Annotated in this window: 21 protein-coding genes; 10 read left to right on the forward strand and 11 right to left on the reverse strand. The window is 64.3% G+C overall.

Features of this window, described 5'->3' with window-relative positions:
• Positions 1-40 precede the first annotated feature (40 nt).
• Positions 41-1,021 carry an LCP family protein gene (locus KF733_11520; GenBank protein QYK55627.1) on the forward strand — a complete coding sequence of 327 codons (981 nt, stop codon included), beginning with the start codon at positions 41-43 and terminating at the stop codon, positions 1,019-1,021.
• Positions 1,022-1,123: 102 nt separating this feature from the next.
• Complete coding sequence (locus KF733_11525; protein ID QYK55628.1) at positions 1,124-1,876, forward strand: hypothetical protein; 753 nt, start codon at positions 1,124-1,126, stop codon at positions 1,874-1,876.
• 46 nt (positions 1,877-1,922) lie between these two features.
• On the opposite strand, the gene KF733_11530 is transcribed toward KF733_11525, so the two are convergent.
• From KF733_11530 to aroA, 3 genes are all read right to left on the reverse strand, one after another.
• Positions 1,923-2,408 (reverse strand): CHRD domain-containing protein, encoded by a 486-nt coding sequence (locus tag KF733_11530; GenBank protein QYK55629.1) that lies wholly within the window; start codon positions 2,406-2,408, stop codon positions 1,923-1,925.
• A 192-nt stretch (positions 2,409-2,600) separates the two neighbouring features.
• Positions 2,601-4,130: a phosphoenolpyruvate carboxykinase (ATP) gene (gene pckA / locus KF733_11535; protein QYK55630.1), complete on the reverse strand. Its 1,530-nt coding sequence runs from the start codon at positions 4,128-4,130 to the stop codon at positions 2,601-2,603.
• A 173-nt stretch (positions 4,131-4,303) separates the two neighbouring features.
• Entirely contained in the window at positions 4,304-5,623 is a 1,320-nt protein-coding gene (gene aroA / locus KF733_11540; GenBank protein QYK55631.1) for a 3-phosphoshikimate 1-carboxyvinyltransferase, read from the reverse strand.
• Between the two features lie 55 nt (positions 5,624-5,678).
• Between aroA and KF733_11545 the strand changes: the two genes are divergently transcribed.
• Positions 5,679-8,567, forward strand: coding sequence for a hypothetical protein (locus tag KF733_11545; GenBank protein ID QYK55632.1), 2,889 nt, complete (start codon positions 5,679-5,681; stop codon positions 8,565-8,567).
• A gap of 17 nt (positions 8,568-8,584) precedes the next feature.
• On the opposite strand, the gene glpX is transcribed toward KF733_11545, so the two are convergent.
• The 5 genes from glpX to KF733_11570 all read right to left on the reverse strand — a co-directional run bounded on the left by glpX (position 8,585) and on the right by KF733_11570 (position 14,166).
• Positions 8,585-9,580 (reverse strand): class II fructose-bisphosphatase, encoded by a 996-nt coding sequence (gene glpX, locus KF733_11550; protein ID QYK55633.1) that lies wholly within the window; start codon positions 9,578-9,580, stop codon positions 8,585-8,587.
• A 737-nt stretch (positions 9,581-10,317) separates the two neighbouring features.
• Positions 10,318-10,902 (reverse strand): hypothetical protein, encoded by a 585-nt coding sequence (locus KF733_11555; protein QYK55634.1) that lies wholly within the window; start codon positions 10,900-10,902, stop codon positions 10,318-10,320.
• Between the two features lie 549 nt (positions 10,903-11,451).
• Positions 11,452-11,688: a hypothetical protein gene (locus KF733_11560; protein ID QYK55635.1), complete on the reverse strand. Its 237-nt coding sequence runs from the start codon at positions 11,686-11,688 to the stop codon at positions 11,452-11,454.
• A gap of 283 nt (positions 11,689-11,971) precedes the next feature.
• A complete protein-coding gene (locus KF733_11565; protein QYK55636.1) occupies positions 11,972-12,721 on the reverse strand; it encodes a TIGR04255 family protein in 750 nt (249 codons plus the stop codon).
• Between the two features lie 203 nt (positions 12,722-12,924).
• Positions 12,925-14,166: a DUF2130 domain-containing protein gene (locus tag KF733_11570; GenBank protein QYK55637.1), complete on the reverse strand. Its 1,242-nt coding sequence runs from the start codon at positions 14,164-14,166 to the stop codon at positions 12,925-12,927.
• A 390-nt stretch (positions 14,167-14,556) separates the two neighbouring features.
• Here KF733_11570 and KF733_11575 point away from each other — a divergent pair, with 390 nt between their 5' ends.
• The gene (locus KF733_11575) at positions 14,557-14,793 is read left to right on the forward strand and encodes a hypothetical protein (protein QYK55638.1); all 237 of its coding nucleotides are present in this window, start codon (positions 14,557-14,559) and stop codon (positions 14,791-14,793) included.
• A gap of 329 nt (positions 14,794-15,122) precedes the next feature.
• Here KF733_11575 and KF733_11580 read toward each other — a convergent pair whose 3' ends face one another.
• A complete protein-coding gene (locus KF733_11580) occupies positions 15,123-15,395 on the reverse strand; it encodes a hypothetical protein (GenBank protein ID QYK55639.1) in 273 nt (90 codons plus the stop codon).
• An 87-nt stretch (positions 15,396-15,482) separates the two neighbouring features.
• Entirely contained in the window at positions 15,483-15,923 is a 441-nt protein-coding gene (locus KF733_11585) for a hypothetical protein (GenBank protein QYK55640.1), read from the reverse strand.
• A gap of 162 nt (positions 15,924-16,085) precedes the next feature.
• On the opposite strand from KF733_11585, the gene KF733_11590 reads away from it, so the two are divergent.
• Complete coding sequence (locus tag KF733_11590; protein ID QYK55641.1) at positions 16,086-16,916, forward strand: hypothetical protein; 831 nt, start codon at positions 16,086-16,088, stop codon at positions 16,914-16,916.
• A 78-nt stretch (positions 16,917-16,994) separates the two neighbouring features.
• On the opposite strand, the gene KF733_11595 is transcribed toward KF733_11590, so the two are convergent.
• Positions 16,995-17,963, reverse strand: a complete 969-nt coding sequence (locus KF733_11595) for a pyridoxal-phosphate dependent enzyme (GenBank protein ID QYK55642.1) — start codon at positions 17,961-17,963, stop codon at positions 16,995-16,997.
• A gap of 61 nt (positions 17,964-18,024) precedes the next feature.
• Here KF733_11595 and KF733_11600 point away from each other — a divergent pair, with 61 nt between their 5' ends.
• The 5 genes from KF733_11600 (at position 18,025) to KF733_11620 (ending at position 23,364) form a co-directional block, all read left to right on the forward strand.
• Positions 18,025-18,807: a hypothetical protein gene (locus tag KF733_11600; protein ID QYK55643.1), complete on the forward strand. Its 783-nt coding sequence runs from the start codon at positions 18,025-18,027 to the stop codon at positions 18,805-18,807.
• Between the two features lie 6 nt (positions 18,808-18,813).
• Positions 18,814-19,365 (forward strand): SMC-Scp complex subunit ScpB, encoded by a 552-nt coding sequence (gene scpB / locus KF733_11605; GenBank protein QYK55644.1) that lies wholly within the window; start codon positions 18,814-18,816, stop codon positions 19,363-19,365.
• A 65-nt stretch (positions 19,366-19,430) separates the two neighbouring features.
• On the forward strand, positions 19,431-20,525 hold the full coding sequence (locus KF733_11610; protein ID QYK55645.1) for a D-alanyl-D-alanine carboxypeptidase: 1,095 nt from the start codon (positions 19,431-19,433) through the stop codon (positions 20,523-20,525).
• Positions 20,522-21,241: an rRNA pseudouridine synthase gene (locus KF733_11615; GenBank protein ID QYK55646.1), complete on the forward strand. Its 720-nt coding sequence runs from the start codon at positions 20,522-20,524 to the stop codon at positions 21,239-21,241. Before KF733_11610 ends, KF733_11615 begins: the two co-directional genes overlap by 4 nt.
• Before the next feature lie 41 nt (positions 21,242-21,282).
• A complete protein-coding gene (locus KF733_11620) occupies positions 21,283-23,364 on the forward strand; it encodes a thioredoxin domain-containing protein (protein ID QYK55647.1) in 2,082 nt (693 codons plus the stop codon).
• The last annotated feature ends 13 nt before the right edge of the window (positions 23,365-23,377 follow it).

Consider the following 23,377-nt stretch of genomic DNA (forward strand, 5'->3'; position numbering starts at 1 on the left):
GGTGCAGGGCACGGAGCCCTGGTACCTTAACGTGCTCGGTATGACCGTCGCCATGCGGCAAAATTCTTTCGTCCAAGCGGCAAAGGGGACCCTCTACGTCACGTTCCTGGTCGCGGCACTCGTGGCCGGCTCTCTTTTCGGATGGCTGGGCCGCAGCAGCATCATGGCCGAAGCTCTTCGGCAAAAGGCCTACGGGACAAAGCCGCAAGAAGTTTTCCGAAACGACCTGAAATCCGACCGCCAATACCTCAATGTGTTGGTCTTGGGTTGCGACGAAGACTACGTTTACGGGGGCATTGGGGTCACTCGCCACGCCTCGCGTTCCGATATGATGCTTGTCGCGAAGCTGGATTTTGAGAACAACAAGATTTCCGGTGTTTCGATCCCGCGCGACACGCTTGTGCAATTGCCCGGTTATGAGACCCATAAGATCAACGCCTACCACAAGTATGGCTACGACGAGGGCGGACCCGAGAAGGCAAAGGCTTTGGCACAGCAAGCGACCGAGCAAGTCTTGAACATCAAAGTTGACCGCGTCGTCGTCATAAACTTTAACGCGTTCAAAGACATTGTGGACATGCTGGGTGGAGTCGACGTGTACGTCCCCAAAAACATGCACTATGAAGACAAGGCTGGTGGCCTCTATATCGATCTTAAGAAGGGTCGCCAAACCTTGAACGGCTATCAGGCCATGGGATACGTCCGCTTCCGCAAGGCGGATAGCGACTTGGAACGACAGAAGCGCCAGAAGGACTTCATCATGGCGATACGCTCGAAGGCGGTCCGCCGTTGGCAGGTCAGTCCCGAGCTTATTGACAAATCTATCGAGCTTATGGGCGGCACGTTCACTCCGGCGGAAGTCGCCTCGCTCGCACTTTTCGGCCAAAGCGTCGGCGCTGACAACATTAAGTTCGATATGGTTCCCGTAAAGGAGGCTGGGCGAGGATCGCTCAGGGTCGACCAGCCCGCCCTCGATAAACTTTTGAGGGACACCGGCTTTAAAGGACCAGATCCGAGTTAAGCAATGGCAGGCTCGGAAAGAGAAGATGACCGCGATGGGGTCATAGAAGGAAGGCGCGGTACGGCTTACGTTACGAAGCGCGATTTCCTCATTATTCTCGCAGTGGTCATTGTCCTCGGTTTCATGTTCTTTCCCTTCTACTTAAAAGGTAAGAAGGACGCTGAGTATGCCGAGTGCAAGAGGCACATGCACGAGGTCTGGAACGCCTTGAGCCTCTATGCGACTCAGAACAATGACAGTCTCCCCCCGACTCATAACCAGCTGTCAAACGGGTCGCCCGCCTACTTCGGCGGTTACCCGGTCACTTGGGTGTCGCAAATCCGCCCGTTCCTGAACGGGGAGGATTCGTTCCGTTGCCCAAGTTCGCACAAAGAGGAGTCTTCCGAGTCACTCTATCTTGAGGACTCCTCACGACCTCTGCACTGTGACTTTGGGATGTACAGGGGCCTCTCCACCGCGCCAACGAACAAGGTTCCGGATCCAAACTCCGTCGTTCTCATTGCGGAGACCAGCAACTTCGGGGCGATGAAAAGTTACAACCCCATCCCGTTCCAGGACGAAGAGGGACAGGACGTCACCCAAGACGGGTTTCTCATTGGCTGGGACAACGGAAACCTACAGTTTAATAAGCAAACGAAGCGGGTGACCCGCCTCGCCTTTCGCAATACGGCTAACGGCTCTTTCCTTGATCCTTCCGTCGAAGGACGGCACGGCAAGAGCATCAACGCCATCACCTTGAGCGGCAGCCTGACGCCCCTGACCGCGGGCGACACCGAGGTCAAACCCCTCGACTATCGGCTGACGGGCACATGGGCTTCCGACCCCGTCCTTATGGGCGAAGCCAGCTCAAGGTAAGCCTCGGCCCGCCAAGCGGCGCGGACCGAGGCAGGGGTAGCGACCTTCAGACCCGTTTTCGACGTGCCGCCAGGGCGGCCAGGCCCGCGCCGAGCGCCAAGAGAGTCGCGGGCTCGGGAACCGGCGTGATCTGCCCTCGGATTTCGCCGCCCGGATTGATCACCGTGTGTACGTTCACGTAGTACTGCTCCGAAAGCAGCCTCGCCTCTTGGGTCGCGTCGAGCACGGCCACAAGTTGCTTTGGGTTGCCGACGCCGATGTTGATTTCGACGGGGCCGTTCACGCCACGGGCGCCGTGGTGGACGTGAGCTGCCGTCTGGTCGCTCGTGAGGTCCCGGAAGGCGATCGTGATGTCGAGGACTTTCGTGACATCGTCGTAGGTGCCGACAATCGTCCCCGTAGCCGGGCTGTTGTTCGGCGGCACCTCCTGGGAAGCGTCCATCACGTTGTTGATGGTCCAAACGAAGGCTCGCGCCGGCACAAAAGCGGCAAGAGCAGCGAGGGCAGCCAGCCCCCTAATGTAGTTTCTCATGCTATCTCCTTCTGAACAAGGGCGTCCGTCCAGCGACGGATGCCACACTCTAGTAATAGCACGAGATTCTTGAATGCGCGCGCTTCTCGCCGATTGTTCAGGTCAAGAGTGGGAAAAAGCTGCCCAGGGGCAAAAGTTCGAGGAAGCCGGCATCAGCCGCCTCCCTCCGTCGTCGCCTTCAAAGGCGCGATCTCACACGAACTTCTGATAGTTCGCGTCGAACTTAGCCTTAAGGTGTGCCGCTTTAGCGTCGTAGGCCCCCTTGTCGCTCCAAGTAGCGCGCGGGTCGAGGATTTCGTCCGGCACGCCCGGGCACGAGGTCGGCACGGAAAGCCCGAAGACGGGGTCAGTGCGGAAATCCCTTAGGTCCCCGCGGAACGCCGCGTGGATCAGCGCCCTCGTGTGGGTGAGGCTCATGCGCGAACCGACGCCGTAGGGGCCGCCCGTCCAGCCGGTGTTCACCAGCCAGACCGTCGCGCCGTGACGCTCAATCTTCTCGCCCAGCAACTTGGCGTAGACCTTCGGCGGCAGCGGCAAGAACGGCGCTCCGAAGCACGTGCTGAATGTCAGCTGCGGTTCTGTGACGCCCGCCTCGGTTCCCGCGACCTTCGCCGTGTAGCCGTTCAGAAAGTGGTACATCGCCTGCTCGGCGGTGAGCTTGCTGATGGGGGGCAGGACGCCGCTGGCGTCGCAAGTGAGGAAGCAGATGTTCTTCGGGTGGCCACCGATGCTCGGATGCACCGCGTTCTCGATGTGCTCCAACGGGTAGGCGCACCGCGTGTTCTCGGTGAGGGTCGTGGCGTCGTAGTCGGGGTGGCGCTTCTCGTCCATCACCACGTTCTCCAGCACCGCACCGAATCGGATCGCGTCCCAGATCTGCGGCTCGCCCTCCTTGCTCAACTTGATGCATTTCGCATAGCACCCGCCCTCGATATTGAACACCCCGGTGTCCGTCCATCCGTGTTCATCGTCTCCGATGAGGCTCCGATCCGAGTCGGCCGAGAGGGTCGTCTTGCCCGTTCCGCTCAGCCCGAAGAAGAGGGCCGTGTCGCCCTCGATGCCGATGTTCGCGCTGCAGTGCATGCTCAGCACGCCCTTCAGCGGCAAGAGGTAGTTCATGATCGTGAACACGCTCTTCTTCATCTCGCCTGCGTAGGAGGTGCCGAGGATCAGCACCGCCTTCTCGGTGAAGTTGAGCGCGATCACGGCGTCGCGCTGCTCCCCGTTCTCCTCGCGGAGCCACTGCTCGCGAGAGAGGTCGACGACCGTCCACTCGGGCTCGAATCCGCGCAGTTCCTCCGCGCTCGGCCGGATCAGGAGCTGGGTGATGAAGTGCGCGTGGTAGGCGTTCTCCACCACGAACCGGACCTTGATCCGGTGGTCCGGGTCCGCCCCGGCGAAGCAATCGACGATGTAAAGCTGCTTGTTCCCGAGCGAAGACTGGGCGCGCTGCTTCAGGGTCTCCCAAAGGGCCGGCTCCATCGAGCCGTTGTTCTCCCACCAGATTTTGTCCTTCGTCTCGGAATCGAGCACGACGCGCTTGTCCTTCGGGGTGCGACCGGTGTACTTCCCGGTGTAGGCGACGAGCGCGCCGTTATCGGCCATGCGGCCTTCACCGTTCTTAATGGCGTGCTCGACGAGTTCGGCTATGGGCAGGTTGCGGTAGACCGTCTTTGCGCTATCGACTGAAATGAAGGTCGGAACGACGCTCGTGGCACTCATCTTTGAATCCTCGGCGGCCGGTTCTCCGGAATCGGCTTATCTGGCCTAGATTGTACCGCTGGGACGACGCCGCCGGAGGGGCGCCGAGAAGGTCCGTTAGATCCTTAACGCCCTCATTTTTGAGCACATGGACGCACTCTGGCGTCCCCTCGGGGAGGGTCGGGGATGCCGTTCTAAACCACCGTCAGAGATTCAAGGTCGCGCATGAAGGTCGGGTAGCTGGTGCCGACCGCCTCCGCCCCTTCGATCCGCGTCTCGCCTTCGGCCACGAGCCCCGCGATCGCAAAGGCCATGGCGATGCGGTGGTCGCCGTTCGCGTCGATGGTCGCCCCTTTCAGGGCGACCGGCCCCTCGACGTCCATGCCGTCCGGATAGGTCTCCACCTTCGCACCCATGGCTCGCAACGCCTGCGCCACCGTTTCTATCCGGTCCGACTCCTTCACGCGCAGTTCGCTCGCGTCACGGAAGCGCGTCACGCCCTCGCACTGGGTCGCCAGGACGGCGAGGGCCGGGATCTCGTCGATCAGGCGCGGGACGAGATCGCCCGAGACCTCGAAAGCCTTCAGCCCGCTGTGGCCGCGGACCACCAAGTCCGCCACCGGCTCGCCCATGTGGTCGCGCGGGCCGTCCAGCCCGATATCGACCCCGGCGGCCTCCAGCACCTCCAAGGCACCGGTGCGGGTCGAGTTGATCCCGACACAGGCCAGCCGCACTTGCGAGCCGGGCAGCATCGCCGCGCCGACCAAGAAGAAGGTCGCGCTGGAAATGTCGCCCGGCACTTCAAACTCGAAGGGAGGCCATGTCTGGCCGCCGTCCAGGCCCACCGCGCCGTCCTCTCGGTCGAGCAGCTCGACGCCGAGCGCCTCGAGCATCCGCTCGGTGTGGTCCCGGCTCTGCGCCGGTTCCCGCACCCAGGTGGTGCCGCGCGCGCGCAGCCCGGCCAACAAGACGCACGACTTCACCTGCGCGCTCGCAACAGGCGAGACGAAGTCAATCCCCTTCAAGGGACGGCCGGCGATCGTCACCGGCGGCGTCTCTCCCCGGAAGTCTGCGCCCATCTGGCGGAGCGGTTCGGCAATGCGCCCCATCGGCCGCTTTGAGAGCGAAGCGTCCCCGCTTAGAGTCGCGACCACTCCGGGGCACGCCGCGATCAGGCCAGAAAGGAGACGGATCGTAGTGCCGCTGTTCCCGCAGTCGAGTGGGATGTCCGGTGAGGCCCATGCCCGGTTCGGCCACACCATCGTGAAGGGTCGGTCACCCATCTCGCCATCGGGGAAGTGCTCGACCTCCGTGCCGAGTTCGGCCAGGCAATCCAGGGTCCGCTGGCAATCGTTGGAGTCCAGCGGCCGCGCCACATAGCTCGGCACCCCCGCAGGCTCCGCCATCGCCGCGAGAAGGTAGGCGCGGTGGGTGAGCGACTTGTCCCCGGGGGGGCGCACCGTCCCGTTCAGACCCGCGATCCGGCCGAGCGTAATTGAGCTGCTGTGCGACACGTGCGGCCAGTTTGGCGTATCGGCCCCCTTCTTTAGTAGAATGCCGCGACAGTCGATGCTCAGCCTCCTCTTCCTCTTCATATCACCGCAAGAGCAAATCCAGCTCAAGCCGCCCATGTCCAAGGTCGCGGAAAAGCAAAAGTTCCATTTCGAAAAGGTGGCCGGAACTTCGGTGGGCGACCGTGAAAGAAGCTTCGAGGAACGGCGTCGGATGGTGGGCTCGTCGCCGTTCCGGCAGGTGCCGTGGCGCTCGATAGGGCCCGAGGTCCAGGGCGGGCGCGTCATCGACATCGACTCGCCCCGCAACCGCCCGGAGGAGACCCTTGTCGCCTTTGCGACCGGCGGCCTTTGGCGGACGCGCGACGATGGCGGCTCTTGGCAGCCGTTGTTCGACGGCCAAGACGCGTTCGGCATCGGAGACTTCTCGGTATCGGACGATGGCCAGACCATCTGGGTCGGCACAGGCGAGAACAACAGCCAAAGGACAAGTTATGCGGGTTTCGGAGTGTACAAATCCATTGATGGCGGCACAACTTGGCGCAACATGGGGCTGCGCGACTCGCACCACATCGGGCGCGTCGCGGTAAACCCCAAAAACCCCAAGGTCGTCTTCGTCGCCTCCATTGGACCTTTGTACAGTGACGGCGGCGAACGTGGACTTTTCGTGACAAAGGACGGGGGAGAAACGTGGCGCAACGTCCTCCCCGGCGGTGAAGACACCGGTTGCATCGACGTCTGCTTTAAACCCGGCGATCCGCGCACGGTCTACGCGACCACCTGGGAGCGCGAGCGCCGCGCATGGAACTTCCGCGAAGGCGGTCCAGGGACCGCCGTCTACAGGTCCACAGACGGTGGCGAGAACTGGGAACCGATCTTTAAGCCGCAAGAGGATTGGGGCAGGGTCGGCCTCGCCGTAAGCCCGGCAAAGCCTGACCGCCTCTACGTCTTTGTCGACAACCAAGAAGGCGACACGGAGTACGAGGACATCGATGAACTTGCACCTGCGGGAACCCTCACCCTTCGCCGTTTTTTAAGGATGAGCAAGGAAGAGTTCCTCGCCCTAGACGCTTCCATCCGCGACGGATTCTTAGAGCGCAACCTCCCGAGCGCGAAGCGCACGGAAGCGGTCAAGGATTTCAAGGACGGCAAGCTCACGATGGAAGACTTGGCGAACCTTATCCAAGAGCGAAACCCTAACGCCATGACCCAACCCCTGCGCGAGGCGCAGCTTTGGGTGAGCGACGACTCAGGCGCCACATGGCGCAATCCGAACCAAGGCCGCCGCATCGGATCGCACGGCGGCTACTACTGGGGAAAGGTCTTTGCAGACCCGAAGAACGCGGACATTGTCTACACGCTTGGCGTCCTCCTTCTGCGCTCGAGCGACGCAGGTAAATCGTGGCAACATATCGCCCAAAGGACGCACGTCGACCACCACGTTGTCTATACCGACCCTCGCGACACCCGCAAAATGTGGCTGGGGAACGACGGCGGACTTTACCGAAGCCTTGATGGCGGAGGGACGTGGCGCCACATCGAAAACTTAGCGGTCGGACAAACCACCACGCTCGCAATTGACGACAAGCCAATCTACAACGTCTACGTCGGTTTGCAGGATAACGGAACCTTAAAGGGCCCCAGCAACTATCGCGCAGGAATCGACGATCCTTCCCGCTGGACCAGCATCGGCGGAGGCGACGGCAGCGCCATCGCCATCGACCCCCGCGGCGGTGGCGACACCGTCTATATCGCCAGCCAGTTCGGTGCCCACCAGGGCCTCAACCAAACCAACAACCAGCGCTGGAGCGCACGCGCTGCCAACAAGCCGGGAGAGCCGGAACTCCGTTATAACTGGATCTCCCCGATCACGGTCAGCACACACCATCCTGATATCATCTACCTGGGCTCACAGAAGCTCCACAGATCGTTTAACCAAGGCAAGAAGTACGACGATATCAGCCCCGACTTGACCAAAAACCGCGAGCAAGGGGACGTGCCCTTCTCCACTCTCACCGCAATAAGTGAAAGTCCGCTAAGGTTCGGGCTTATTTACATCGGTTGCGACGATGGCAACGTCAAGATGACGCCCGACGGAGGCTACCAATGGGTGGACATCCCGACCCCACAACCGAATAAGTGGGTCACAAGGATCGTTGCGTCCCAGTACGACGAGCAAAAGGTGTACCTTTCGCAGAACGGCTACCGTGAAGACGACTTTAGACCCTATGTCTGGAAGTCGACCGACGCTGGAAAGACGTGGCAATCCATTGCCGCGGGCCTCCCGCTTGACTGCGTGAACACCGTCCGCGAAGACCCTGTCGTGAAAGGCATGCTCTGGGTCGGCACCGACATGGGGGTCTACGTCTCGCGCGACGACGGGGCCACGTGGCAGCCCTTCGGGGTAGGAATGCCGAACGCCCCCGTCCATGACCTTGCCATCCATCCCAAGGCTCACGAGATCGTGGCCGCCACCCACTCCCGCTCGGTCTGGGTCGCCAGCCTGGACCTCGTCCACAAGCTCACCGAAAAGATCACCGCAGAGCCCGTCTACATCTGGCCGATCGACGACATGAGCCGCTCCGAACGCTGGGGATTCCCGCGTGGCGAATGGGACTCCGCCACGCCCGATCCGCCCCAGCTCAGCATCAGCTTCTGGAGCAGCGGCGAAGGGCCCGCGACGATCGAAGTGGCTGACGAGGGCAAGAAAAACGTCCTCACAAAGTCCGTGGACGCCATCAGGGGGCTGAACTTCGTCAAGGTCGAGCTACAGACCGCGCCTGGCGACCCCTTCGCACCCCGGAACCCGGACGCCAAGGGCACCGACGATCCCTTCGCCGCGCGCCGTCCCAGCTACCTGCCCCCGGGCAAGTACAAGGTGACGGTGACCGGCGCATGGGGCACCGCCCAAGCCGACTGGAACCTGACCGGAAGGGCGCGCACCTGACAGCGGAGAGCGAGGGCCTACTTCTCGTCGCCGTTGTCCATGTGCACCGTTTCGATCCGCCGGATCTTGCGCATCCCGCTGCGCATCAGGATCGATTCGGTCATGCTATAGCCACGCTTGTAGCGCACGCCCTTCAGCAGGTCGCCGGACGTGATGCCCGTCGCGCAGAAGACCACGTTGCCCCGCGCGAGGTCTTCCGTCGTCAGCACCCGCTCCGGGTCGCCGTCCATCATCTGCTTGGCGCGCACCTTCTCCTCCTCGTTGCGGAACTTCATCCGCGCCTGCATCTCACCGCCCGAGCAGAGCACCGCGACCGCCGTCAGGACGCCCTCCGGCGCGCCGCCGATCCCCATCAGCCCGTCGATCCCCGCGTCCGGGTCTAGCGCCGCAATGGCCACGGAAAGGTCGCCGTCCGGCACCAGGTGCACTCGGCAACCGGTTTCGCGAAGCTCGTGGATCAGCGCTTCGTGCCGCGGCCGGTCCAACACGCCGATGATCATCTCGTCGACGTCCTTGCCCAGCGCCTTCGCCATCAGCCGCACGTTCACGCGGGGCGGTAGCGTTATGTCCAAGACACCGACGCACTCCTTGCCCGCGACCAACTTGTCCATATAGGTGTCCGGGGCGTGCATCAGGTAGCCCTCCCCCTCCACCGCCGCCGCCAAGACGCTGATCGCGTTCGGAGTGCCGTTCGCGCAGAGGTTCGTGCCCTCCAAAGGGTCGACTGCGATCTGCACCTCGGGCGAGTCGCCACTGCCCAGCTTCTCGCCGATGTACAGCATCGGCGCCTCGTCCCGCTCCCCTTCGCCGATCACGATCGTGGCGCACATCTCCATCGAGTTGAGCGCCCCCCGCATCGCCTGGCACGCCGCATCGTCCGCCTCGTCCTTCTTTCCCTTGCCGACCCACTTGCTGGCCGCCAGCGCCGCCTCTTCCGTGACCCTTAAAAAATCGATGTGTCGGTACTGATCCACGCTGATCTCCTTGTCAGTCCAGTATACGAGAAATACCAAACCCCCTCCCATAGCCTGGGGAGGGGGCAGGGGGAGGGCAAACAACCCCCTCACCAAGCCTGGGGAGGGGGTAGGGGGAGGGCAAACAACCCCCTCCCTAAGCCTGGGGAGGGGGCAGGGGGAGGGCAAGCAACCCCCTCCCAAAGCTTTGGGAGGGGGCAGGGGGAGGGCAAACAACCCCCTCCCTAAGCCTGGGGAGGGGGCAGGGGGAGGGCAAGCAACCCCTCCCAAAGCTTTGGGAGGGGGCAGGAAAGGGAGCAAACAACCCCCTCACCAAGCCTGGGGAGGGGGCAGGGGGAGGGCAAACAACCCCCTCCTCAAGCCTGGGGAGGGGGCAGGGGGAGGGCAAACAACCCCCTCCCCAAGCCTGGGGAGGGGGCAGGGGGAGGGCAAACAACCCCCTCCCCACGCCTGGGGAGGGGGCAGGGGGAGGGCAAACAACCCCCTCCCTAAGCCTGGGGAGGGGGCAGGGGGAGGGCAAGCAACCCCCTCCCATTGCCTGGCGAGGGAGCAGGAGGAGGGCAAACAACCCCCTCACCAAGCCTAGAGAGGGGGCAGGGGCAGGGCAAACAACCCCCTCCCCAAGCCTGGGGAGGGGGTAGGGGGAGGGCAAACAACCCCCTCCCCGAGCCTAAGGAGGGGGCAGGAGGAGGGCAAGCAACCCCCTCCCCAAGCCTGGGGAGGGGGAAGGGGGAGGGGAGGATCGACCAGCCGCCGATCGGAACACGTGGCTCGGCCTACGCTGCTTTCTTCTTCGAACCCGACCCGCTCTCCGCGACCGAGAACGACACCTGGCTGATGCCGATCGGCTGGATCGTCGCGGCCTGGCCCGTCGTGGTCTTAACGAACCGCACCGCCGCCGCATACCAACCCGCCGGCACGTCGACATCGGTGCTCAAGCTGCCCGGCAGGAACCGGAAGAACTTCTTCGTGCGGTAAGCGCCCTTCTGCGGGTTGCGGATCTGGCTTGCCAGGGGCTGGAGCAGGATCTCCGTCGTCACGTTCGACGCGTTCGGCTGGTTCGCCGTGAAGGTCACCTTGCCCGTCGTCGCCGTCGCCGTCACGACCACCGTGTCGCCCGTGAAAGGAGTCGTGGGCGGGGCCAAGGGCACCGAGCCGCCCGGCGTCGCCTGGAGGAACTTCGTCGACAAAGCGACAAAGGCCTGCATCGCTCGCTGCTCGTTCGACTTGCCTGTCGCCGCGTCGCACGGCGCGTCGATCGTCTCGATCCGCTGCAGCGGGAGAGGCGAAGTCGGCAGCTTCACCGGCCGCCGGTTCCCATACTCGTCGTACTTTCCCTCCCACACCAACTCCGTCTTCATCCGGCTCAACGGATGCGGATTCCCCGGCCCCCAGCTCGTACTATCGCCCACTTATGCTGAGTTTGTCCCAAATCGCAGGAAGAGGTCTTCGGGGCTGTGGCTCGGACAGTGCCCTCCCTAGGGCTCACGGGTGGGCCCTAGAGTCCCGCTTTCCAAGTAGGCCGCCGAAGAATCCGCCCCTGGGCCACTCGCACTAGTTCGTCCTGTTGCTCCCTTTCTGGACAGCCTTTGATGCTCCAATGAGCGCTACCGAACTCCGGGTCGGCCAAATCCTCCGCCCACTCTAACTCCAGGCCAAGCTCCTCAAGGACGGACGTTTCGAACACGCAGACTCCCGGAACCTGCTTGCTAGTCTTGTGAGATTCGCAAAGCCGCGTCGAAGCGTCAGGGTCGGCCTCCCATTCGTCCCATCCCGTGACGGACAGTTCGGTTTCTCTGACTCTGACTCCGTCCCGCAGGATGCTCTTGCACTTGAACGCGCTTGGTCTCAGACTCTGGGAGTCCTCGTCGAAGTCCTCGACAAGGAACCGTCGAGCCAGAAGTCGCGGCCTAGGCGGGGGTGGAGCCGACCCAGCGGACATGCTCGCCCCATACATGCTCACTCGGCATGGTCTCCGCTTGGTGGAGTCCCTTTGCCGACTTCCGGATGGTCACGGTGCCGCCGTCTTGACTGATGACAACGATCACCCTGCGCTCCCGATCTGCCGAATCCACCATGAACTCAACTTCGCCCTCGTCCGTGGCTCCGGCTGAAAAGACTAGCCCGGGCCAATCCTGCTTGACCAATTCGAGTCTGCTAGCCCATCTCCTAGCTTGGACGAAGGCTTTTTCACTGGGCTTTAAGGGCTCGTCCGTTTCAAACTGTCGCAACGACTTCTGCACCCGGTTCAGTAGCCTCTCCGCTAAAGTCACCTCTACGGTTTGGTTGGAGGTTACAATAACTTCTACGGATCGCCAGGGGATAGTTGAACGACGCGCAGTATGGTCGCTTCGTCGCACGGGACTGACGTCGACGGTATTGGCGCCGGCCTCCCCCGCTAGTGTGGTAGCTGACGAGCTATAGGTGTGTCTAAGCGCCATGCAGACCCCACTCTTTCTTGGCCTCTTGGCTTATCAATTCCGGGAAGAGCTCGTTGAGTCTTTCATGGCACTGCGCAAGATGACCCGACCAACTTGCTTCGTTAACGAAACTCCCGGCAATCGTCTGAAAGATAAGTCCCGGCTCTGAGTCGAGTTCTTCGACGACACCCGGCACCAGCTTGAGCCGTAAGTCCACTCTTTCCTCCCGCCACGCCAGCTCATAATGGTGCACGGAGCTGCCAGCGCCATCAAGCGGCCTTCGAAACCTATCCGAGAGATACCGAGCGACCCCTCCCGATTCCAGTTGTTGCTTTGTGACGTAATTCATATACGTCATCTGGACAGCTGAGCATGACGGGCTGGGCTCGGTCAAGGCACCGATCTGATCGAAGCACCAGCTTAGGTTATCCACCAAGGCCTCATACCGCGGGTAGGCTGGCCCCTCTCGTCGATAAATCCAGCGCACCATTAAGAGGTTTGGCTGAATTACGACCACCATGCTCCGATCTTCCGCTGAAAATGCCACACCGGCCAACTGGAAAGGGTCGAGCACAATCTCGCTCGGCGGCTTACCGGGTGCAGCCTCAAGCTGAGACGGCTGGGCGACTTTAGGGAACTTAGCCCCAAAAAGCTTCTGCAGTTCTGTTACGGCTGCGATCGGCATTGGGTTGGGCAGGTCGAGAGCAAGGCGCACGTCGACCTGCGCGAGTGGTAGTCGGTCGAACTCTAACGAACTCATCGGTACACTCGATTCATCCTTGACGCGGCTTCATTCCAATATTGGCAACCTTTTCCTCCTCCAGACGGGTTCCTGGGCCTAGTCGCCGCACTCCTTTTGTCGACATCAAGCGATCAGTCGTCCGACCTTCTCCAACACATCGGGCATCCAAGTCACTGTGCCGGGGCCGTCTCGCGATTGCCCCGGCCAGCGTGTCTGATGCATTACATGAGACTTGGAGCATCGCCTCGTGCGTGCTCTGTCTCCTCCAGCTGTTCGTCGAACCCGGGCAAGGCCGGCATCTCCTTGCCGACGATGCCTTGCAGGTCTCCTTGGAGGCCGGCAATAGCGGCTAGGATGCGCTCAATCCGCTTCTCCTGTCGCGCCCACCTTGCCTGCGTCGCCCTCTTCTCCGATTCCAGGTCTTCCTTCAAGTCCTGGAAGGGTCTTGCCATGCTCTCCATCACCGTCCTGAACTCCGGCCCCGTCAGGTACGAGTAGAGGAGAGCCTCCTTACTCTCCCGGCCGGTCGCCGCCGCCCTAGCCTGCGCCGTAGCCTCAAGCCCTTGCCTTAGCGCGATGCAGAGGGCGACCGCGTGGCTCGGTCGCACGACCCAGACCCCTTCGCATTCCGCGAAGTCGCGCACGTCCTTGGGCAAGACCTCGCTGACGATGACCGCGATGTCCGCTTTGGCCTCTGCCGCGTCCTGCTTGACTTTCGTGCACCAGTCGGTGCCCCAGTTCTGCGCCCGCTTGACCTCCCAAAGGATCAGGCCCGCGTTTCCGCCCATGTTGCCCAGCACCCTCTGGCGGATGTCCGCGCCGTGGTGGCCCGTCTTCACCGCCTCGATCGTGTCCCGAGGGAACGACTGGCGCAGCGTGGTCTCGAAATCCACCTCGAGCACCTCGCCCTGGCGCTGCTGGGAGCCGAGCTCCGCCTTGCGTTGTGCCTCCTTGACCTTCTCATGCATCTCTGCGATTAGCTTGTCCTTCTCCGCGATTTGGAGCTTGTGGGCCGATTCGGCCTCTTGCAAGAGCGTCTGCCTGATCACGTTCCGCTCGTTGTCGACTTGCCGGGCAACCTCAAGCTCAAGGTTCTTTTCGCGCTCCTCGACGTCACCTTTCTGCTTGCGAAGGGCAAGCTCCGCAGCCTTCGCCTGGGCCAGTTCGGCCCTCAGCCGGACTTGCTCAGTCTTGGCGGTCTCCAGTTCGGGCTGGAGCTCCTCGACGAGTTGCGCGCGAAGAGCGTTGCGGAGCGTTTGCCTTTCATGCGCTAAGCGCCGGCTGACTTCGGCCTCCGCCGCCTCCTTCATCTCGGTCGCCTCTCGGATGCGCTCTTCCGCTTCCTGGATGAGCTTCTTGGCCTCGTCGTGGGCGGTGGTCGCCTGCTTCTGGGCGGCCTCGACCAACTTCTTGGCCTTCGCCTCCGCCTGCTCGACGAAGGGTCGGGCGAGCCTCTCGGTCACTTCGAAACTATTGCCGCAATCCGGGCACTGAATAGTGTTGTTGAACATGGTTCTTCTCCTGTGATCCGAACCGGTCGGTGGGACAAAGTCACCAGGTTTTCCACACAACCCCTTCTTGCAGCGCTGAAAAGCGTCTACAATTCAAGAGTTACGTGCGGCGACTTTGCCCTCGTAGCCTCCAGTGACAGCTGGAGTACAAAAGACCGTGCTTTGTACCGCTCCGTCTGTGGAGCGGTCAAACGTTGCTTCAACGTACGACTCTGGGATCAAGAAGACTTGGTGCGAAACCTCCTCGCCGAGTATGAAAATCTCGACGCCGATCTGCGCGCCGAAATCCCGCTGAAGCGCATCTGGACTCTCGCCAGGGGCGAAGAGTAAGATCGGTAGGCAATGGCGACCTACACAGAGATCGACGCCTATGTGAGGCGCACCTATGGCTATGTTCCGAAGCCATGCTGGATCGCGCACGTCAAGGCGCATTACAGGCTCAACTGCGGCCCGTTCGGCCGGGCGCGGAACCATGAGCGCAAGGTGAAGTGCCCACCCCAGAAATGGCAAGACATCGAGGCGGCGCTCGAACATTTCGGCATGGTTTCGCGGTCTGACCGGTCTCGGGCGGGGGCGTGATCGCCAGTGCCCGACCGCGACTCGCCCCCCTGCCAGGTCACTTTCCGATTTGTGTGCGACAAGCAGTGGGAAGACCTCGAGGAGGCAAGCGACCCGGCCGTGCGGTTCTGCTCCCAATGCCGAAGGAACGTTTATCGAGCTGCCACCCCTCTTGATGCAATCAGGCACGCGAAACTAGGCCAGTGCGTCGCTTATGAGCATGAAGAAGTGGTTCTCGTTGGCCATGTGGGCCCCGAATACTTCGGCATCGACGGCGACACCATTGCCAAAATGTCGGGAGCGAAGTGGACTCTCAACCGTGGTGAAGACTCCGAAGACACGCCAGGGCCTCAAAGCGGATCCTGACGCCATTCGGGCGTAAAGCCGAACGACTGCGACCGTTCTCGCGCGGTCTCTTTCTCCCGGGTGAGGAAGAGGTCGGCGTACTTGGGGTTAAGCACGGTGTTCTCAAGGCTGTGCGCCAGGAGCCCGATCTCCTTGAGGCGGAGGAGGCCGTACTGGGGGGCGTCTGCTGCCAGGAGCTTCCTTGCCGTGCCGAGCCCCCTGTACTGCTTGAGCATCCGCCGGAAAAGCGTCGCGTTGTAGCCGCGCTCCTTCGCCACCTCGTCGATCGCCCAGAGTTCAGCTTCGAACTCGTCTTACAGTTTGCCCGTCCGCCTCTCAAAATTACCCGGCGGGGCTGGCGGCCGTTACTCTTCAAAAACTTCGTCGGCGGCTTGTTTCTGCGACTTTGCGAGGCGGTTGGCGAGGTGTTTTGGTAGGGGGGCGAACAGGAGTTCGATCTCTTGTGGGATTCGGCCGCGCAGCGCCTTCTCTGCGCAAAGAAGCTCGTACATCTCGGGATCGGTCAAGACCATGAGCCTTTGTTCCGCCTCTGCGATCAGCAGGAAGTAGAGGTCCGCCCGGTACTTGTTCATCTTCTCGTTGCCGAGCTTCCCGCTTGCCGTCCTGGCTCGACTGGTGATGACGCTGCCGACGACTTTGCCGTCTTCGCTGACAAAGGAGAAGTGGTAGGTGCCGCCGCTGCGCAGCCTCACGCGCCGGTGGACGAACTTCAGGTCGAGTTTCGCGGGCAGGAAGGTGTCCCTGACCCAGTTGGCGACGGCGCTTTGCGCGGTCGTGTCCGCCATGGCGTCCATTCCTACCCGAAAACGCCCTCGCTTTTCAGGCGGCAGCCCAGGGCGTTGGCACGGCTGTGGCACGGCTGTGGCACGGGTGAGGCACGGGCGGGGCCCTGCCGAGCTTGGGGGACGGGTGAGGAAAGCGGGCGCGGGCGCCGATAGTCTGCTTGTATGGCCAAGCTGAAGACGGGTGTCGGGATCGCGGGTTTGAGCGGCACGAGCGGGGGGGCGGTGTTCGTCGAGCGGCGCGACGGTTCGGTGCTCCTGCGCGAGCGGCCGGTGCAGCGGGGTCAGGCGACGGAAGCCCAGTCCGAGGCGAAGCGCTTGTTCCAGTCGGCGGCGCGGTCGTGGTCCGGGCTCACCGCGCAGGAGCAACGGGCCTGGCTCGCCTGGGCCCGGCAGGCGGACCCCTTTGCAGGGGCGCCGGGGGCGGCCAACGCGTACGTCTCGCTCACGGTGCGGTGGCTGGCGGCGAACGCTCCTGCCGAGTGGCTCCTCCCCCAGTCCCCTCCTCATTTGACTGGTCACGAGGAGGCGCGGTCCGAAGGGAGAGGGGGCTCCGGAGCAACAACCCCCAGCCTTCGGGGACAAGGCGCGGGAAGTGGGCCGTCAAGCCGGCCAATCCAGAGCGGCGTCGAGCCGCCGCACTCCGGGGGGGCGATGCTCGAACCTCCGCGGCTCCCCCCGGCGTCTCCATTTGGTGGTGACGCGGTGGCGGTGACGGTCGCGGCCCTGCCCGAGGCGCTACGATACGCTGCAGACCGCGCGAACGCGGAGGGCGTCGTGACGGAGCTGATGGCGGCGCGGGTGCGTTCGGCGCTGGCGGAGCCCCGCGACCGCGACTACCGCATCCTCGGTCGCGCGAGGTTCGTCGAGGGCGGCCTGGATGTGGACGTGCCGGTGCCCCCGGGACGGTATGCGGTGGCGGTGCGGTTTGTGAAGATCGCGACCGGGCAGGCCTCGGCGGTGCTCCGGCTGGGTACGGCCTCGGTCGGCGGCTAGCGGGCGCACGTCTCAATGCGCAGCGCGCAGCCCCACCGTGAACGGCCGCACGTGGCCCTTCCTGAACGTGGAGCCCTGCTAGCCCGCGCCGTCGCTCTGAGCGAAGACGACGGGAAGGCCGCCCGTGTGCCAGAAGAGCACCGCACCCGACACCTCGTTCGCCGCAGCCAGGTCGAGGAGGGCGGCGAACGCCTTCGACGTATAGACCGGGTCCAGGAGGAGTCCCTCGGTGCGGGCGAGGCGCTTGATGGCTTCCCGGCCCTTGCCGCTCGGTACGTTATAGCCTGGGCCGACCCAGTCGCGGCGCACGTCGAAGTCGGCAACGGACATGGCTTTCCGTTCGCCCACGAGATCATCCAGCGAGACGGCGACGGCGGCGATATCGTCGGCGAGGTCTGGTTCGGGGTCGGCGGAGACGCCGATCACGTGGGGGCGGCGACCGTGCCAGGCCCAGCCCAGCCCGGCTTGGGTGGAGCCGCTGCTGGTGGCGACGACCACGAAGTCCCAGTCTTCGCCGACCTCCCGCGCCGCCTGCGCGAAGGCGTAGGCGCCCAGGGCGGAGCTGCCCCCCAGCGGCACGAGCCACACCTGCTCCCCCGCCTCCTCGTGCTCGCGGGCGGCGGCTTCGGCCGCGGCGGCGAGCTGTTCCCAACTGCCGTCCGGCACGCGGCGGATCTCGACCCCGAAGAGCAGGTCGAGGAGTTGGTTGCCGCCGGTCGAGGGCACGGGGCCGACGGGAGGGCCGAAGGCGGCGTCATAGGGCAGGCGCATGACGACCGCCGTGCACGCGATGCCGAGCACCGAGCACGCCGCCCCGATCTGCCGCACGAAGTTCGACTGCAACGACCCGCTGCAGACCACGCGCTGCACGCCCTTCGCCTTGGCCTCCGCCATCAGGTATTCGAGCTTGCGGCCCTTGTTGCCGCCTCCGGCGAAACCCGTGAGGTCGTCTCGCTTCACCCAAAGGTCGAGCCCGAGCTCTGCGCCCAGCCGAGGCAAGGGGTGGCAGGGCGTGGGAAGACAGCAGAGGGGGACGCGGGCGAACACGGCCCCATTCTGACGTCGTGGGACGGTGCGAAGGACGCCCGGCCCTCGTCTTTACCCCGAGATGGCAGCGGCGGTCCTGGAGCGGCAAGGCGCGGTCGAGGGGCTCGGCTTAGTCGCGCCGCCCGACATCCGGATCGAGTGCGCGGGCTTCACGGGTTCGCTCGGCACCCTGTTCCGGCTGGTGCGCGACCATCGGGTCGACCTGCTCGGGGTGCCGATGGCGCCCGTCTGCTCCGCCTACCTCTCTTACCTGCTGGAGTCGCACGAGCTGGACCTGGACGAGGCGGGAGTCGCGCTGGCGGCGCTGGCCTACCTGCTGGAAAGGAAGTCCTGGGCGCTGATCCCCGCCGCGGCCGCCCCGGAGGAGCCTGGGGACGAGGCCGAGCTTCCCGACCCCTGGGTCAGCGAGTTCAAGCCGGTCATCTCGGCCCTGGGCGCGCTGGCCGGAGAGCGCGAGCTTGTCTTCTTCCGCACCCCGGACGACAGCCCGTACGAGTTGCCCTTCGACCCTTGCGGCGTACAGCTGACCGATCTCGCCCGGGCCCTGGAACGCCTGCTCTCCCGAGCGGCCCCAGACCCGCCCGACGCCTTCCGCAAGCCGGTCCGCTCGCTCAGCGACCAGATCGTGGTGGTGCTGAGGGCCTTGGGGCCGGATCCGCGGCCGCTCGACGCGCTTGTGGTCGGCGACTTCACCCGGGCCGAGGTGGTGTGGTGGTTCCTCGCCCTGTTGGAGTTGATCCGGCTGGGGCAGGCGCGGGTCACGCTCGGCGAGGACGGCGAGCCGTGCTTCGCCCGGGACGCGAGGGTGTCAGAATCCGCTTCGGGCCAGCCCCACCTCGCCTGACCGCCCATGAACGTCCAACGAGCCGTTGAAGCCCTGCTCTTCATGGCCGATTCTCCTGCCTCGCCCGAGGAGCTGGCGCGGGCGATCGGCGTGGCCGTCTATGCCGTGGAGGAGGCGCTCGAAAAGCTGGGCGGGCGGCTCCACCATGAGTCCGGCCTCCAGCTCTTGCGCATCGCCGGCGGCTACCAACTCTGCACCAAGCCCGAATATGCGGAGGCCGTGGCCCGCTTCACCCAGCCCCAGCAGCACCGCATGTCGCGGAGCCTGATGGAGGTCCTCGCCATCGTCGCCTACCAGCAACCCGTCACGACGGCGGAGATCGATTCCGTGCGGGGCGTGGACAGTTCGTACGCCATCCGCCAGCTTGTGGAGCGGCGGCTGATCACCGAGGTCGGACGTAAGAAGTCGCCTGGGCGACCGATGCTCTACGGCACGACGCAGCAGTTCCTCCACGCCTTCAAACTGGACGACCTCTCCGCGTTGCCCCCGCTCGAGAGCCACAAAGCCCTCACCGTGGGCGGGCACTTGCCGCCGGACCAATCCCAGTTCGACCTTTGACGCCTTGCCGCCTTCCGCGTAGACTAGTCGGCACAGGCGTCCGTCAAATCGTCTTGTCACTCCCCATGGCCTTTCGCGCACTGCCCCTGTCCCTGCTCCTCTTCCCCGCCATTGCTTCGGCGCAGGCCCCCGTCACGGTGCGCGCGGCCAGCGCCATCGTCGTCGATGCGGAGACGGGCGCCGTGCTCTACTCCAAGAACGCCGACCTGAAGCGGCCCCCGGCAAGCTGCACGAAGATCATGACGGCCCTGCTGCTCCAGGAGAACACCCTGCCGAGCGACCCCATAACCGCCCCGCCCGGGACGAAGAAGGTCGGCGGTTCCCGGCTCAACCTCGCCCCTGGCGAGACACTCACCGCGGCCGAGATGCTGGACGCCTTGATGATCAAGAGCGCCAACGACGTGGCCCACGCGATCGCCACCAAGATCGCGGGCGGCGACGCTGGCTTCGCGCGGCTGATGAACCGGCGCGCCAAGGAGCTCGGGTGCCGCAACACCAACTTCTGCAACCCGCACGGCCTGCCGAACCCCAACCACTATACGACCGCGGCCGACTTGGCCACCATCGCTCGGGCCGCTATCCGCTATCCCGAGATCGCCGGCGCCTCCACCGCAGACGTGCGCGTCCTGAACAGGCGCGGGGGGACGGCCACCACGGTCCTGAAGAACCGGAACCCTTGGATCACCAAGACGGACGGCGCCATCGGCCTGAAGACAGGGTGGACGACCGCGGCCGGCCACTGCTTCGTGGGAGCGGCGAGGCGCGGCGAGATGGCGATCGTCACCGTCGTCTTGAAAAGCCCGGACTGGGTGGGCGACACGGCCCGGCTGGTGGACTGGGCTTACGAGAACTTCGAGTCGCGACTGGTCGCCACCAAAGGCGAGAAAGTGGCGGAGGTCAAGGTACAAGGCGGCGATTCGCCCTCCGTCGCCCTGGTCGCGAGCCGGGACGTGCGGATCGTCGTGCCCCTCTCCCAGCCGACCCCCGAGTGGCTGCTCCCCGAAGCCGTGACCGCGCCCATCGCAAAGAACCAGACTGTGGCGACGGGCAGGCTCACCCTCTTCGACGGGACTTCCTGGGAAGTCGGGCTGTACGCGGGCGAGGCCGTGGCCCTCCCGCACGGAGCCGCCGGGCTGGACAGAATGAGACAGGACAAATGAGGATCCACCGCTACATCGCGTCTTCCGGGCTTTGCTCGCGCCGGAAAGCTGAGGAGATGATCCGCGAGGGGCGCGTGACCTTGAACGGCTCCCTCGTGGTCGAGTTGGGCGTGCCCGTGAAGGATGGCGACCAGGTCGCCGTCGACGGGCAGGCCGTCCGCCCCGCCTCGCTGCAATACATCGTGCTGAACAAGCCCAAGGGCGTCGTCACAACCTTGACCGACCCCCAGCGCCGCCCCACCGTGGCGAGCTTCATGCCACCCTCGGCGATCGGACTCAAGCCAGTCGGCCGGCTCGATATGGAGACCGAGGGGCTGCTCATCCTGACAAACGATGGCGAACTGGCCATGCGGCTGACGCACCCGCGCTACGGGGTCGAGAAGGAATATGAGGCCCAGGTGGCGGGCGTGCCGGACGAGGCCGCCGTCAACAAGCTCCGGAAGGGCGTCTTCGTCGACGGTCGAAAGACCGCGCCCGCAAAAGTCGACCTGCTCGGCCACGACGGCACCACCGCACGGCTCTCCATCACGATCCACGAGGGCCGCAAGAGGCAGGTCCGCCTCATGTGCATGGCCGTCGGGCACCCGGTCCAAGAGCTGCGCCGCGTGCGCATCGGCCCCCTGCGGCTGAAGGGCATGCGCCCCGGCGAGGCGCGCGTGATCGGGGTGCAGCAAGTGCGGACCCTCCAGAAGCTGGTCGGCCTGGCCGACGGGTAACTTGGCCCGATCCGGCGCTCCTCGCCCCGTAACCGTCAGTTATGAACCGCCTCGCCCAATCTCCTTCGCTCTACCTGCGCCAGCATGGCGAGAACCCCGTCGACTGGTACCCCTGGGGCGAGGAAGCCTGGGAACGCGCCCGGCAAGAGAACCGTCCCGTCTTCCTCAGCGCCGGCTATTCAAGCTGCCACTGGTGCCACGTCATGGCGCACGAGTCTTTCGAGGACGCCGAAGTCGCCGCCGCCCTGAACCAGGACTTCGTCTGCATCAAGCTCGACCGCGAAGAGCACCCACAGGTGGACGAAGCCTACATGACCGCCGTGCAGATGGCCACCGGCCACGGCGGTTGGCCCATGAGCGTCTTCCTCACGCCGGACGGCGACCCCTTCTTCGCGGGCACCTACTTCCCGCGGGACGGACGGCGCGGCACACCCGGCTTTCTGACCATCGTGCAGAGCCTTGGCCGTGCGTGGCGCGACCAGCACCAGGACGTGGTCTCTTCTGCAACCGAGTTTGGCAAGGCCCTGAGGGAAGGGCTCGCCCGAGACCTGCCCGCCGAAGGCCAGATCGGCCTCGACCATGTCGACCATGTGGTGGAAGCCCTGCACGCCGAGTTCGACCCGGACCAAGGGGGCTTCGGCGATAAGCCCAAGTTCCCGCCCCATGCGGCCCTGCGCTTCCTTCTCAGGTACGCGGAGCTGCGCCCCGCCCTGCCCGGCGAGGCACCGAGCGAACTGGCCCGAGAGATGGCCGTATCCACCCTTGAAGCGCTTTGCCAAGGCGGCATCCACGACCATGTCGGCGGTGGCTTCCACCGCTATTCCACCGACGAAGCGTGGCGGCTGCCCCATTTCGAAAAGATGCTCTACGACAATGGCCAACTCATGGGCGCCCTTGGCGCGGCCCCTCGGGATTTGCTTCTCGATCAAGCTGTCGACCGGTGCGTGGCCTGGCTTAAACGGGAGATGTCTTCACCATCCGGTTGGCTTTATAGCGCGATCGATGCGGACAGCGATGGTGGCGAGGGGAGCTTCTATGTCTGGCGGATCGATGAGGCCCAGGCCGTGCTCGGCACGGACTCCGACTTCCCCGACCGCTACCAGATGGCCGCCGAGGGCAACTTCGCGGACGAAGCGACGGGAGAGCGCGACGGCACGAACGTGCTCCACCTGGCCCGGGGGAAGGCGCCAGCCTGCTCCGCAGAGCTGGATTCCTTGCTCGCTGCGCGCGGGCTTCGCCCCCACCCCGCGACGGACGACAAGGCGATCGCGGCTTGGAACGCGTTGGCCGTGACGGGACTCGTCGCGGTCGGACGTCGCGCTGAGGCCGAGGCGGTCGCCACCAAATGGGCGGCTTTCGGCACTGAGCTCCCCCACATGGTCGTACAGGACTCACCTTACGGTGAGGGTCTCTTGGATGACTTTGCCTTCATGGCGAATGCTTACCTGGATCTATCTTTGGCTCCAGGCGACCTTTGGTGGGAGCGTGCCGAAGCGATCATCGACCACATAGTGGTTCACTTTGCCAGCCCCGGAGGATTTCGCTATGCCCGCGGCAATGGGCTCTTCAGCCTTTCCCGCCCCTTTGTGGATAATGCGACTCCGAGCCCAAACGGGCTCGCAGCCCGGATCCTCCGCCGCTTGGGACGGAACGACGAAGCGTGGGAGACGCTCCAAGCAGGCGCGGGCTGGCTCGAACGGTTGCCCCAAGCCTGCCCCAGCATGGCCCTCGAGGTCCTCGAGCTCTTGGCGGCGGGCGTCGCCGCCCCCCCTCGAATCGCGAGGCCCCGACCCGTCGCCACGCTATCCCTCGATCCAAGCGTGATAGCGATCACACCAGAAGGTTGGGGACACGCCATAGTCATGCTCGCCGTCCCGGACGGGTTCCACATCGATATGTCCAGGGGAGGAGGGATCAGCCTGGAACTGACAGGCGCCTATGGCGAGGCAAGTCTTCCATCGGAAGGAGAACAACTGCAGGGCACCGTCGAAATCCCTCTGAGAATTCAACCACGTGGTGGGGGGGCGGACTTTAGGATCAAGGTCTTCTACTCGCTCTGCACCCAAAGCGAGTGCCTGCCGCCCCAGTCCGCCGAGGTCTCGGGCGTCCTTTCGCGCCCCTGATGTAGACTGGGAG

Source organism: Fimbriimonadaceae bacterium, assembly GCA_019454125.1.
In the GTDB taxonomy this organism is placed as follows: Bacteria; Armatimonadota; Fimbriimonadia; order Fimbriimonadales; family Fimbriimonadaceae; genus JALHNM01.